Raw genomic sequence first — 13,327 nt, forward strand, 5'->3', positions numbered from 1 at the left:
GGAACCCGGCAAGAAGGCTCCCGCCAAGAAGGCCGCGGTGAGCGCCTCGCCCGAGCGCCGCGGCGAGCTCCTGGCCATCGCGGCCGACGTCTTCGCGGAGCAGGGGTACAACGCGACCACGGTCCGCAAGATCGCGGACGCCGCAGGCATGCTCGCCGGGAGCCTCTACTACCACTTCGACTCCAAGGAGTCGATGCTCGAAGAGATCCTCTCCACCTTCCTCACCGAGCTGTGGGACGGGTACGACACCGTGCTCCAGTCCCGGCTCGGCCCCCGCGAGACCCTCGAAGCCCTGGTCACCGAGTCCTTCCGGGAGATCGACCGGCACCGCTCGGCCGTCGCCATCTACCAGAAGGAGGCCAAGCAGCTGGTCGCGCAGGCCCGCTTCCAGTACCTCACCGACTCCCAGCAGCGCTTCGAGAAGACCTGGCTGACCACGCTGGAGCGCGGCGTCGCCGAGCACGTCTTCCGCGACGACCTGGACATCCGGCTCGCCTACCGCTTCGTGCGCGACACCGTCTGGGTCGCCGCGTCCTGGTACCGCCCCGGCGGCGGCCACAGCCCCGAGGAGATCGCCCGCCAGTACCTCTCGATGGTCCTGGACGGCATCGCCGTACGCCCCTAGGGAGCGCGTCGTCAGCCCGGCGACCGCTCCGACCGACGAGCACGAGGAGTACGCAGTCATGGCCGAGGCCTACATCGTCGAAGCGGTCCGCACGCCCGTCGGCAGGCGCAAGGGCGGTCTCTCGGCCGTCCACCCCGCCGACCTGGGGGCCCACGTCCTGAAGACCCTCGTCGAGCGCAGCGGCATCGACCCCGCCGCCGTCGAGGACGTGGTGTTCGGCTGTCTGGACACGGTCGGCCCGCAGGCCGGGGACATCGCCCGCACCTCCTGGCTGGCGGCCGGACTGCCCGAAGAGGTGCCCGGCGTGACGATCGACCGGCAGTGCGGTTCCTCCCAGCAGGCCGTGCACTTCGCGGCGCAGGGCGTCCTGTCCGGCACCCAGGACCTCGTCGTCGCGGGCGGCACGCAGAACATGTCGATGATCCCCATCGCCTTCGCCTCCCGCCAGGCCGCCGAACCGCTCGGCCTCACCGAAGGCCCGTACGCGGGCAGCTCGGGCTGGCGCGTCCGGTACGGAGACCGGCCCGTCAACCAGTTCCACGGCGCCCAGCTCATCGCCGAGAAGTGGGGCATCTCCCGCCGTGACATGGAGGAGTTCGCCCTGCGCTCGCACCAGCGGGCCGTCCGCGCCATCGACGAGGGCCGCTTCGACCGCGAACTCACCCCCTACGGCGACGTGACCACCGACGAGGGCCCGCGCCGGGACACGACCCTGGAGAAGATGGCGGGCCTCAAGCCCGTCCTGGACGACGGCACCATCACCGCGGCCTGCTCCTCCCAGGTCTCGGACGGCGCCGCCGCCCTGCTCATCGCCGGCGAACGGGCCGTGCGGGAGCACGGGTTGACGCCCCGCGCCCGCATCCACCACCTCTCCGTGCGCGGCGAGGACCCCATCCGGATGCTGTCCGCGCCGATCCCGGCCACCGCGTACGCCCTCAAGAAGACCGGCATGAGCATCGGCGACATCGACCTCGTCGAGATCAACGAAGCCTTCGCGCCGGTCGTCCTCGCCTGGCTCAAGGAGACCGGCGCCGACCCGGAGAAGGTGAACGTGAACGGCGGAGCGATAGCCCTCGGTCACCCCCTCGGCGCGACCGGCGTCAAACTGATGACGACGCTCCTGCACGAACTGGAGCGCACCGGCGGCCGGTTCGGCCTCCAGACCATGTGCGAAGGCGGCGGTCAGGCGAACGTGACCATCATCGAGCGGCTCTGAGGGCGTCCAGCTCCGGACATGACCTTCACCCCTTGCGGGAGTTGCTGCCCGGACACCGCACCGCGAGCCCTCCTCCCCGGCTAGTCTCGGTGTCTGTACGTCGATTGAGCGACCTCGGGAGGTAGCGCGATGACACAGGGACGGCCCGGAGGTGCCGGCTGGGCCCCGCTGTGGGAGCGCGACGCGGAACTCGCCGCGGCCGCACGCGCCCTCGACCAGCTGCGTTCCGACTCCTCCACGGCGGGCGAGCTGCTCGTCTTCCAGGGCGAGGCGGGCATCGGCAAGACGGCCCTGCTGGCCGAGGTGCGCCGCATGGCGGAGGCGCGGTCGGCCACGGTGTGGGCGGCGCGAGGCGGCGAGACCGTCACCTCCGTCCCCTTCAACGTCGTACGCCAGTTGCTGCAGCCCGCCCTCGTCAGTCTCTCCCCGGAGCTGGCCCGCGAGTACTTGGGCGACTGGTACGAGATCGCGGGCCCCGCCCTGGGCATAGCCGAGCCGACCGGCGTCCAGGCCGACCCGCAAGGCGTGTGCGACGGCCTGGTCGAAGCGGTCAAGCGCCTCTCGGGGCTGCACTGGCCGCTGGTCCTGCTCATCGACGACGCGCACTGGGCCGACCAGGAGACCCTGCACTGGCTGGCCGCGTTCACCCAGCGCCTCGACGAACTGCCCGTCCTGGTGGTGGTCGCCCACCGGCCGGACGACGCCACCGGCGAAAGCGCACGCCACCTCGCCACGGTCGGCGCGGCGGCCGGTCCCCTGCCCTTGCTGCGCGCGCTCACCCCGGACGCGGCGGCCGGCCTCACCCGGGCCCCCCTCGGCGAGCACGCGGACGCCCCGTTCTGCCGCGAGGTCTGGGCCGTCACCGGCGGCAACCCGTACGAATCCGTGGAACTGCTCGCCAAGGTCCAGGACAGCGAGCTGGACCCGGTGGAGAGCTCCGCCGCGGAGCTGCGCGCCCTGAACCGCTCGGCGCGCGGCCGTGGACTCGTCGCCCGCCTCGAAGGGCTGGGCACGGACGTCACACGGTTCGCCTGGGCGGCCGCGATCCTGGGCAGCGCCATTCCGCTCGAACTCGCCGCCTCGCTCGCGGGACTGGGCCGGGACGCGGCCGAGCGGTGCGCGGAGCGGCTGCGCACCGCGCGCATCCTGCTCGGCCCCGACGAGAGCCTGGAGTTCGTCCACCCGCTGATCGCGAGCACGGTCTACCGCTCGATCCCCGCCGCCACCCGTACGGCCTTCCACGGCCAGGCCGCCTGGGCCGTCACGCTGTCGGGCCGGGGCGCGGCAGCCGCCTCCCGGCACCTCCTCGAAGTGCATCCGGACGACGACCCCGAGCTGGTCAAGCAGTTGCGTGAAGCGGCTGCCGAGCACCTCGCGGTCGGCGCGCCCGACGCGGCCCGGCGCTGCCTCGAACGGGCCCTGCAAGAACCGCCGTTGCCCGAGACGCACGCGCGCGTGCTCTACGAACTGGGCTGCGCCACCCTCCTCACCTCGCCCGCCACGACCATCGGCCACCTGCGCGAGGCGCTCCACACCCCGGGGCTCGACCGCAAGCTGCGGGTGGACGCGGTGTGCCGCCTCTCCCAAGCCCTGCTGCACAACGACCAGCTGGAGGAAGCGCTGCGCGTGGTGGACGCCGAGGCCGAGCGGCTCGACCCCGGACCCGACCGGATGCGTCTGGAGGGGGTCCACTACATGTGGGAAGGCATCTACGCGCGCGAGCACGACGCGACGGGCCGTTCGCGCCGCCTGGCCGCGCTGGCCGGACCGCTGCCGGGACGCGACAACTCCGAGCGCGCCCTGCTGATCCTGCGCGCCTTCGACGCCATGACCCGCGGGGAGAACGCCGAGGAGATCGTCGAGCTGTGCGACCGCACCCTCGTCAACGGCCGCCTGGCGCCCGGGCTCGGCTGGACCGACACGGAGTGGGGCTTCGAGCTCCTGACGATGCTGGGCGGCGCCTACATCTTCACCGACCGCCTCGACCGCGCGGAGAGCGTCTTCGCCGAGGGAGTCCGCGCCTACGAGGCCGCGGGCTGGAGCGGCGGTCATCTGGCCGTCGCCAAGGCGTGGCTGGGCCTGGTGTACCGCAGGCGCGGGCGTCTGGCCGAGGCGGAGGCGTCGCTGCGGGAGAGCCTTCGCCTCACCGACCGTGTGGGCAGCAGGCTCCCGATGCACTGGGACGCCGCGGTCAAGCTCATCGACACGCTGCTCGCCCGGGGCAAGACCGACGAGGCCCAGGAGGCCGCCGACCGGTACGGCATCGTGCCGCCCTACCCCTCCACGATCCTCCTGCCCGACATCCACTCCGTGCGGGGCCGGCTGCTGATCGCCACGGGTGACCGGCGGGAGGGCATGGGCGAGCTGGAGGTGGCGGCCAAGACGGCGGGCGAACGCGGCTGCTACAACCCGGTCGTCAACCCCTGGGCGTACGACCTCGCCCGCGCCCTCGCCGAGGTGGACCCGCACCGGGCCGCCCACCTGGTCGCGGACGCGCGGGTCCAGGCGGAGCTCTTCGGCACGGACACGGCGATCGGCGAGGCCCTGCGCTGCGCGGCGTCCCTGGAGACGGGCCAGCGCGCGGTCGAGCTGTACGCACGCGCCGTCGCCTGCCTGGAGGCGTCCCCGTGCGCCTATGAGCACGCGGTCGCCCGCGTCGAGTACGGCATCGCGGCCGGCTCCGCGACGGAGCTGGCCCGGGGCCTCGCCCTGGCCGAATCCTGTGGCGCGGGCGGTCTGGTGACCAAGGCACGGGCGTCGTTGGAGATGGCGCGGGTCTGAGCGCTCGCCTCGGCCCTCCGGAAGGGATGCCCCACCGGAGGGCCGAAGGCGTGCGGTCGGGGAGAGCCGCCCGGCGGGCACCGCTCAGCTCAGGCGGGCCCGGACCTCTGCCGCCTGCCGCATCACGCTCGTGATCAGCTCCTCGCACGACGGCAGGTCCTCGATGACGCCGGCCACCTGGCCGGAGGCCATCACGCCCGCCTCCGGCAGCCCGTCCACCATGGCCGACTTCAGCATCATGGGCGTGTTCGCGGCGAGCAGGATCTGGCTCCACGTCAGCCCTTTGCCGTGCCGCATCGCGAGCCCGTCCCGGACCATCTGCCCCCACCCCATGCCGGACAGCTTCCGGAACGCCGCCGCGTGCCGCACCGCCCGTGCGAGGGACGCCGCCCGCCCCGATTTCTCCAGCGACGCGACGAGTTCCGTCCGGAGCATCCGGTGGGGCAGTCCGTCGACCCGCGTGGTCACCGTGACGTCCTTGACCGACGCGGCGAGATAGCGGGCCTTGACCGCGTCCGGCACCGTCGAGTCCGACGTCAGGAGGAAGCGCGTGCCCATCGCGACCCCCGCCGCGCCATAGGCCAGCGCGGCGACGAGCCCCCGGCCGTCGAAGAACCCGCCCGCCGCGATCACCGGAAGGTCCACGGCGTCCACGACCTGCGGCAGCAGCACGGTCGTGGCGACCTCACCGGTGTGCCCGCCGCCCTCGCCGCCCTGCACGACGACCGCGTCCGCACCCCACGCCGCGACCTTCTCGGCGTGCCGGCGCGCCCCGACGGACGGGATGACGACCACCCCGGCGTCCTTCAGCTCCGCGATCAGCTCCTTCGAGGGGGCGAGCGCGAAGGACGCGACCCGCACGCCCTCGTCGACGATGACCCGCACCCGGTCCCGCGCGTCGCCCGCGTCGGCGCGGAGGTTCACGCCGAACGGCTGGTCCGTACGGGTCTTGACCTCACGGACGGCGGAGCGGAGCTGGTCGACGGTCATCGTCGCGGAGGCCAGGATGCCGAGGGCGCCCGCGTTCGCCGTCGCGGAGACCAGGCGCGGGCCCGCCACCCAGCCCATGCCGGTCTGCACGATCGGATGCCGGACCCCGACCAGCTTCGTCAGCGCCGTCTCCATCCCCACCGGGAGCGGCGTCACGAGCGGACCTCGCGCTCGCGCAGACCGCGCGGGTCCACCACCTCCCGGATCAACCGCAGTTCCGCCGCGGTCGGCTCCCGGGTGTACGGGACGTCGTCCGCCGCCGCGAGCGCGAAACCGGTCGCCTCACGCACCTGCTCGACCGTCACGCCCGGATGCAGGGACACCAGACGCATCGCGTGGTCCGCCGCCCCGAAGTCGAGGACGGCGAGGTCCGACACGACCCGGCGCAGATCGTGGAAGCGGGTCGCGGAAGGGCCTGCCGCCGCCGCACTGTCGTGGCCGACGCCGCTGATCATGTCGACCTTCTCGACGAAGACGCGGGTCGAGTGGCGCGGGATCCAGTAACTCACCGGGTTGTTCAGGGTGTTGACCGGAGCCCCGCGGACCCCGAGCAGCTGGCGCTTGGGCCGCTGCCAGTCGCCGATGCAGGAGATGTTCTGGTTCCCGAAGCGGTCGATCTGGCTCGCGCCCATCATCACGTGCCGTCTGCCGCCCATGACCATCGTCAGATGCTTGCGGTAGGGCAGCCAGCCCTCCGTGACCGCCGAGGGCGCCCCCACGGCCGGCACGTCGCCGATCAGCAGCGCCTCCCCGTCCGTGAGCAGCAGGTCCGGCGCGAACGTCAGCTTGGCGAGCCGGGCGGCGATCGAGGGGATGGTGCCCATCGGCGACGCGAGGATCTCGCCGGCGCCCCGCCAGGCCTCGGCGCACGCGATCACGCAGTACTCGGCGCGGGTGACGGCGGTCTCGGGCGCACCGGCCGCGGCCGTCGGATCGGTCTGCGTCATCGCTGCTCCTCGTGCCAGGTCCGGACGGCCGCTTGATAGTCCTGCTCGGTGCCGCCGAGGAAGCGCTCCTCGAACTCCTTCCAGGCGTCCGGGTCGCCCGCGGCGGTGGCGTACGCCTTCTGGAAGGGTTCGTCGCGGCCGTAGTCCGGGACGCACGACGTGAAGTGCGCGCCGCGGGGTGTCTGGGCCACCCCCGTCACCGCGTGCCGGGAGACCAGCATCGTCTGGGGCGCCGCCCGCTCGGTGAGCTCGGCCGACGCGACGATCCGCTCGCACGAGACGTACGCCGTGTCGGACGCTTCGCAGAACAAGTCGTCGAAGTACGGGTCGGGGCCCAGATACTGGCCGTTGCCCAGGCGGTCGGCGCGGTTCAGGTGCACGAAAGCCGCGTCCATCCGCAGGGCGGGCACCGCGACGAGCTCCTCCCCGTCCTCGTACGGCGAAGTGACCGTACGCAGGTGGGGGTTGACCCGCAGGACGTCCGAGCCGAGGCCCGCGCGGATCGGCAGGAACGGCAGGCGCTGCGCGCCGGCGGTCAGGCCCTGCATGAACATGGCCTCGTCCAGCTCGACCAGGTCGAACGCGCCACGCTCGCGTGCCGCGCGGAAGTGCGGCTCCAGGGGGATCGAGTCGAGGGTCGTGAACGCCGTGACCAGCTTGCGGATCTTTCCCGCCGCGGCGAGCAGGCCGACGTCCGGGCCGCCGTACGACACGACGGTCAGGTCGGTGATCCCGGACCGCAGCAGGGCCCGCACCAGCGCCATGGGCTTGCGGCGCGAGCCCCAGCCGCCGATGCCGAGCGTCATCCCGCTCCGCAGCCGCCCCACGATCGCGTCGGGCGTCATGGTCTTGTCCGTCATGCCCTGCCCTCCTCGTTCCTGTCTCCGGGGCCCGCCCCGAAGTCCTCCCGGATGCGGTCGGCGAGGCCGCTCAAGTTCGCCTCGAAGGTGAAGCCCTGCTCGAAGCGGTAACTGCGGTGGACGTCGACCGGGTCGATGCCGTTGATCGCGGCCTTGGCGAACCGCAGCAGCGTCCCGTCCTTCCGCGCGATCTCGCGCGCCAACTCAAGGGCCGCTTCGCGCAGTTCCGCGCGCGGCACGACCCGCCACACGGAGCCGTGCGCGTGCAGCTCCTGCGCGGTGGCGGTGCGCGAGGTGTAGTACAGGGCGCGCATGAGGTGCTGGGGCACCAGGCGGGCGAGGTGCGTCGCCGCGCCCAGCGCGCCCCGGTCCAGCTCGGGCAGTCCGAACGTGGCGTCCTCGCTCGCCACGATCGCGTCCGCGTTGCCCACCAAACCGATGCCGCCGCCCAGGCAGAAGCCGTGCACTGCGGCCACGACCGGCACCTCGCACGCGTACACCGCGGCGAACGCTTCGTAGCACCCGCGGTTGGCGCCTATCAGGGCGCTGTGGCCGCTGTCGCGCTGCATCTCCTTGATGTCCACGCCCGCGTTGAAACCGCGGCCCTCGGCGGCCAGGACGACACAGCGCGTCCCGGGGTCGCGTCCTGCCGCGCGCACCGCGTCCGCCAGGTCGAACCACCCCTGCACGGGCAGGGCGTTGACGGGCGGGAAGTCGACGGTGACGACGGCCACGCCCTTGTCCGGGGCGGAGGTGGAGACAGACATCAGAGGATCCGCTACCTTTCAACCAGGCCCTTCAACCAAACATTTGTTAGTCAGGAAGGTAGCAGCGATGACTGACACCCGACAGGTGGTGGTCGTCACCGGCGGCACCCGAGGCGTCGGCGCCGGTATCGCCCGCAGCTTCCTCGCCACCGGCGCACGGGTCGTCGTCTGCGCCCGCCGACCGCCGGAGAACCCGGTCGAAGCGGCGGGCGAGAGCGCGGAGTTCCGGCCCCTGGACCTGCGGGACGCACAGGCGGCGCACGCGTTCTTCGCCGACGTGGCCGCCGACCACGGCCGGCTGGACGCCTTGGTGAACAACGCGGGCGGCACGCCGTTCGGTCTGCTCGCCGAGTCCGCCCCGGCCCGACAGGCCAAGATCGTCGAACTCAACCTGCTGGCCCCGCTGTACGCGTCCTTGGCGGCGTACGAGGTGATGCGCGGTCAGGGCGGCCAAGGCGGCGGCGGGGGCAGCATCACCATGATCGGGAGCGTGAGCGGCTCCCGGCCCTCACCCGGCAGCGGCGCCTACGGAGCGGCCAAGGCCGGCCTGGAGAACCTCGCGCGCACGATGGCCGTCGAGTGGGCCCCGGCCGTGCGCGTGAACACCGTCGTGCTCGGCCTGGCCCGCACCGAGAGCGCCCATCTGCACTACGGCGACGAGGACGGCGTCGCCGCGGTCGCCCGCACCGTCCCGCTCGGCCGCCTCGCCGATCCGTCGGACGTCGGGGACGCCTGCGTGTTCCTCGCCTCCGCCGCCGCGCGCTACATCAGCGGGGCCGCACTGCATCTGCACGGGGGCGGCGAACGCCCCGCGTTCCTGGACGCCGCTTCCGTCAACCACTGACCGTATCCGAGGAGTTCCGCATGACCTCAGCCAACCGTCCGGGCACGGGAATCTGCGCGGGCCGCGTCGTGATCGTCACCGGCGCGGGCCGTGGACTGGGCCGTGCGCACGCGCGCGCGTACGCCGCCGAAGGCGCCAAGGTCGTGGTGAACGACCTCGGTGCGGGGCCCGACGGCTCCGGGGCGTCCGGCGGACCCGCGCACGACGTCGTGGCGGAGATCCGCGCGGCGGGCGGCGAGGCCGTCGCGCACGGCGGCGACATCGCCACCTCCGAAGGCGCCGCCTCCCTGGTGCGGACCGCGCTCGACACGTTCGGCTGCCTCGACACCCTCGTCAACAACGCCGGGTTCCTCCGCGACCGGATGCTGGTCAACCTCGACGAGGACGACTGGGACGCGGTGATGCGCGTCCATCTGAAGGGGCACTTCCTGCCGCTGAAGCACGCGGCCGGGTACTGGCGCGCCGAGGCCAAGGCGGGACGCGCCCGGCACGCGTGCGTGGTCAACACCAGCTCCGGAGCGGGCCTCTTGGGCAGCGTGGGGCAGGGCAACTACAGCGCGGCCAAGGCCGGGATCCTGGGGCTCACCCTGGTCGCCTCCGCGGAGTTCGCCTCGTACGGCGTGCGGGTCAACGCCCTCGCGCCCGCCGCGCGGACGCGGATGACGGAACAGACCTTCGCCCAGACCATGGCCGTGCCCCAGGACGGCGGCTTCGACGCGATGGCCCCGGAGAACGTGTCGCCGGTCGTGGTGTGGCTCGGCTCCGAGGCCTCCGCCGGTGTCACGGGCCGGGTGTTCGAGGCCGAGGCGGGCCGCATCACCGTCATGGAGGGCTGGCGCCCGGGGCCCACCGCGGACAAGGGCGCCCGCTGGACCCCGGCCGAGGCGGGCGAGACGGCGCTCAAGCTGCTCGCGCGGTCCCAGCCGCCCCAGCCGGTGTACGGGGCGCGGCAAGCGCCGAGGTGAGCGGCCCTCAGGCCTCGGACGTCGCCACCCGTACCGGATCGGTGCCCTCCGTGCTGTGCCGCGCCACCCAGTTCTCCAGCGACGTTCGGCACGCGTGGTCCAGATGCCGCAGCCCCGCGAGGTCGATCTCGATCGGGCGGTCCTGGGGCAGCGCCTCCAGCGCGTCCAGCATCTTGGGGAGGCGCAGGAACGTGGCGTTGCCCGACAGATGGACGCGGATCGGGCCCGCGCCCTTGTCGACGACCCCCACCTGCACGTGCGACATCTCCCAGGCCGTCTTCATCACGGCCAGCACGAGCCCGATCAGGACGCCCTCGAACATGCTCACCGAGACGATCGCCGCGGCCGTCACCACCAGGACGACCGCCTCGCCCCGGTGCTCGCGCCACAGGTGTACCAACTGCCGCGCGGGGACCAGCTTGCAGCCCGCGTGCACGAGGACGCCCGCCAGCGCGGCGAGCGGGATGAGCCCGAGCGCGTCGGGCAGCAGCGCCGCGAAGAGCAGCAGCCAGACGCCGTGCAGCACGCGGGAGGCCTTCGTGCGCGCGCCCGCCCGCACGTTGGCCGCGCTGCGGACGATGACCGCGGTCATCGGCAGCGCGCCGAGCATGCCGCACACGGTGTTGCCCGCGCCCTGGGCGATCAGTTCCTTGTCGTACGACGTGCGCGGACCGTCGTGCATGCGGTCCACCGCGGCGGCGCTGAACAGGCTCTCCGCGGACGCGATCAGGGCGAACGCGAGGACCGTGCCGACCGCGCCGAGACCCAGGAGCCCCTCGAACGCGGCGGCGTCGGGCACCTGTACAGCCTCGACGAGCCCCTGCACCTCGACCGTGGCGACCGGCAGGGCCAGGAGCAGCGAGGCACCCGTGGCCAGCAGCACGGCGGCGAGCGGCGCGGGCACCACGCGGAACTTCGCGGGGAGCCGGTCCCAGCACACGAGGACGGCGATGGTGCCGGCCCCCAGCGCGAGGGCGGCGACGGCGCGCTCCGAGCCGGGCACCTGGGCGAACGCCCCCGGCAGTCCGGCGAGCTTGCCGAGACCGCTCGCGGGAGCCTCCTCGTCCGTCAGGACGTACAACTGCCCGGCGATCAGGATGAGTCCGATCCCGGCGAGCATGCCCTCGACGACGGCCACGGAGACGGCACGGAAGTAGCGGCCGAGGCGCAGGAAGCCCATGGCCAGCTGGAGGAGCCCGGCGGCGAGCACGAGGGCGCCGAGCGCGGCGATCCCGTACTCCCGCACGGCTTCGTACACGAGGACGGTCATTCCGGCGGCGGGACCGCTGACCTGGAGGCTGCTGCCGGGCAGCAGGCCGGTGACGAGTCCGCCCACGATGCCGGTGATCAGGCCGACTTCGGCGGGTACTCCGGAGGCGACGGCGACGCCCGCGCACAGCGGCAGGGCGACGAGGAAGACGACCAGGGAGGCCGTGACGTCGGGGCGCGCGCCGCCGGGTGCGGTGCACAGGGAGCGGGTGCGGTCGAGCAGGGAGACGGGGGAGTGCTGCATGGCGGTGACTCCTGAGCGCCGTGGGGGCGCGTCGGCGTGACGTGGACCGGTGTCCGGACCGGACGGCGGCGCGTCAGGCGGGCGGGCCCGACGGCACGGCCGTGCCGGGGGAGCCGGTCAGCAGCGGAAGACCTGGAGGAGAGCCGGTGGTTCACGGTCCGCGGATCCCGACGCGCGGTGCCCGACGGCAACGGGACGCCACGCGCGCGTGGCGTCGTCCCCGGCCGGATCCGTCCCCGTGCGGGAAGGTGGAGCCGGGTCGGGGGTGAGGTCACGGCAGTGGGCGCGGCCGCGGACCCGGAAGCGCTCGGACTCCTCCGGGTGGGTGTCCTCGCCGCACTGCGCGTACGGCGCCGTGGCCGGGGGCGTACGGGATTCCACGGCGGACGCGGTTTCGTTGACCCCGTGCGCGAAGAACTGCACGACCACCAGGAGCACGGCGATCAGCGCCGCGGGCAGCACCCGCCCGCGCACTCCGGCTCCCGTCACGGTGGCAAAGTCCTCACGTGGCCGCGTAACTCGCATGGTCACCAAGTAACTTAACCGCCGAAGGTGTCACTTGGGTGATGGGTCGGTGACGTGGCGTGAGAGCCACCCTTCGAGCAGGCGTACGTGACGCGGGTGTGCGGACGGGAAGACAGACACCCCTGACCCGCGCCCCGTACACCTCGACCAGCGCACCCCGTCCCACGCGCTCCCCGCCCCGCGCGCACTGCGCCGACAGGGGTCAGTGCGCGTATTGCGCCACCCGAAACCCCTCCGAAACCACCCCACCGCGCCCCGCGCCTAAGCTCCGGACCATGGCACGGATCCTGCCCTTCCGGTCCTTGAGTCAGCCCAGCGGTGACGCGAGCGGTTCCACCCTGCGGTTCCGCACCGTGCACGGCTACCGGCGCGCGTACCGCGTCGCGGGCGAGGGGCCCGCGCTCCTGCTGATCCACGGCATCGGCGACTCATCGGCGACATGGTCCCGGCTGATCCCCCAACTGGCCCGCACCCACACCGTCATCGCCCCCGACCTGCTCGGTCACGGGGCGTCCGCCAAGCCCCGGGCCGACTACTCGGTGGCCGCGTACGCCAACGGGGTCAGGGACCTGCTCGGCACGCTCGGCGTCGAGCGGGTCACCCTCGTCGGGCACTCGTTCGGCGGCGGCGTGGCGATGCAGTTCGCCTACCAGTACCCCGAGCGTGTCGACCGGCTCGTCCTGGTGAGCACGGGCGGCGTCGGCCCGCAGGTCACACCCGTGCTGCGGGGCGTCTCCCTGCCCGGTGCCGCCCTGCTGCTCTCCCTCCTCGAACTGCCCGGCGCCGATCTGCCGGTGCGTGCGGTCATCGCGCTGCTGCGGCTGCTCGACACCGGCCTGGGGCAGGACGCGCCCGAACTGATGGGCCTGGTCGACGCTCTGCCGGACGTGTGGGCGCGGGCCGCGTTCATCCGTACGCTGCGGTCCGTCGTCGACTGGCGCGGGCAGGTGGTCACGATGCTGGACCGCTGCTACCTCGCGCAGGGCATGCCCACGCTCCTCGTCTGGGGCGACCGGGACGGCGTCCTGCCGGTCGACCACGCCTACACCGCGCACGAGGCGATGCCGGGCAGCCGTCTGGAGATCTTCCAGGGCGCCGGGCACTTCCCCTTTCACGCCGATCCCGTGCGCTTCCTCGCGCTCGTCGAGGACTTCATCGGGTCGACGGAACCGGCCAATTGGAGCATCGAGCAGTGGTGGCGGCTGCTGCGGGCGGGGCGGCCGGGCGACGAGGCGTACATCGACGCGATGGAGCGGCGGTACCGCGAGGCGAGCGAGCGAAGCGCCACCTAGGG

The 13,327-nt window shown here is 73.1% G+C and carries 12 protein-coding genes; 6 read left to right on the forward strand and 6 right to left on the reverse strand.

Features of this window, described 5'->3' with window-relative positions; all coding sequences use genetic code 11:
• The first annotated feature begins 37 nt into the window (after positions 1-37).
• From QBL25_RS33940 to QBL25_RS33950, 3 genes are all read left to right on the forward strand, one after another.
• Positions 38-625, forward strand: coding sequence for a TetR/AcrR family transcriptional regulator (locus QBL25_RS33940; RefSeq protein WP_409062873.1), 588 nt, complete (start codon positions 38-40; stop codon positions 623-625).
• Between the two features lie 58 nt (positions 626-683).
• A complete protein-coding gene (locus tag QBL25_RS33945; protein ID WP_409060768.1) occupies positions 684-1,841 on the forward strand; it encodes an acetyl-CoA C-acetyltransferase in 1,158 nt (385 codons plus the stop codon).
• A 129-nt stretch (positions 1,842-1,970) separates the two neighbouring features.
• A complete protein-coding gene (locus QBL25_RS33950) occupies positions 1,971-4,622 on the forward strand; it encodes an ATP-binding protein (protein ID WP_409060769.1) in 2,652 nt (883 codons plus the stop codon).
• Positions 4,623-4,706: 84 nt separating this feature from the next.
• On the opposite strand, the gene QBL25_RS33955 is transcribed toward QBL25_RS33950, so the two are convergent.
• The 4 genes from QBL25_RS33955 to QBL25_RS33970 are packed head-to-tail and all read right to left on the reverse strand — an operon-like array spanning position 4,707 to position 8,186.
• Positions 4,707-5,747 carry an NAD(P)H-dependent flavin oxidoreductase gene (locus tag QBL25_RS33955; RefSeq protein ID WP_409062874.1) on the reverse strand — a complete coding sequence of 347 codons (1,041 nt, stop codon included), beginning with the start codon at positions 5,745-5,747 and terminating at the stop codon, positions 4,707-4,709.
• A 17-nt stretch (positions 5,748-5,764) separates the two neighbouring features.
• Positions 5,765-6,559: a CoA-transferase subunit beta gene (locus QBL25_RS33960; RefSeq protein ID WP_409060770.1), complete on the reverse strand. Its 795-nt coding sequence runs from the start codon at positions 6,557-6,559 to the stop codon at positions 5,765-5,767.
• Complete coding sequence (locus QBL25_RS33965) at positions 6,556-7,419, reverse strand: CoA transferase subunit A (protein ID WP_409060771.1); 864 nt, start codon at positions 7,417-7,419, stop codon at positions 6,556-6,558. Before QBL25_RS33965 ends, QBL25_RS33960 begins: the two co-directional genes overlap by 4 nt.
• Entirely contained in the window at positions 7,416-8,186 is a 771-nt protein-coding gene (locus tag QBL25_RS33970; RefSeq protein ID WP_409060772.1) for an enoyl-CoA hydratase family protein, read from the reverse strand. Before QBL25_RS33970 ends, QBL25_RS33965 begins: the two co-directional genes overlap by 4 nt.
• Before the next feature lie 67 nt (positions 8,187-8,253).
• Here QBL25_RS33970 and QBL25_RS33975 point away from each other — a divergent pair, with 67 nt between their 5' ends.
• Both QBL25_RS33975 and QBL25_RS33980 read left to right on the forward strand, forming a co-directional pair.
• Entirely contained in the window at positions 8,254-9,030 is a 777-nt protein-coding gene (locus QBL25_RS33975) for an SDR family oxidoreductase (RefSeq protein WP_409060773.1), read from the forward strand.
• A gap of 20 nt (positions 9,031-9,050) precedes the next feature.
• On the forward strand, positions 9,051-9,995 hold the full coding sequence (locus QBL25_RS33980) for an SDR family oxidoreductase (protein ID WP_409060774.1): 945 nt from the start codon (positions 9,051-9,053) through the stop codon (positions 9,993-9,995).
• Between the two features lie 7 nt (positions 9,996-10,002).
• On the opposite strand, the gene QBL25_RS33985 is transcribed toward QBL25_RS33980, so the two are convergent.
• On the reverse strand, positions 10,003-11,508 hold the full coding sequence (locus QBL25_RS33985; RefSeq protein WP_409060775.1) for a SulP family inorganic anion transporter: 1,506 nt from the start codon (positions 11,506-11,508) through the stop codon (positions 10,003-10,005).
• Between the two features lie 117 nt (positions 11,509-11,625).
• Positions 11,626-11,997, reverse strand: coding sequence for a hypothetical protein (locus QBL25_RS33990; protein WP_409060776.1), 372 nt, complete (start codon positions 11,995-11,997; stop codon positions 11,626-11,628).
• 311 nt (positions 11,998-12,308) lie between these two features.
• Between QBL25_RS33990 and QBL25_RS33995 the strand changes: the two genes are divergently transcribed.
• Complete coding sequence (locus QBL25_RS33995; protein ID WP_409060777.1) at positions 12,309-13,325, forward strand: alpha/beta fold hydrolase; 1,017 nt, start codon at positions 12,309-12,311, stop codon at positions 13,323-13,325.
• The last annotated feature ends 2 nt before the right edge of the window (positions 13,326-13,327 follow it).

Source organism: Streptomyces sp. SYP-A7185, from assembly GCF_046103685.1.
Classification (GTDB): domain Bacteria; phylum Actinomycetota; class Actinomycetes; order Streptomycetales; family Streptomycetaceae; genus Streptomyces.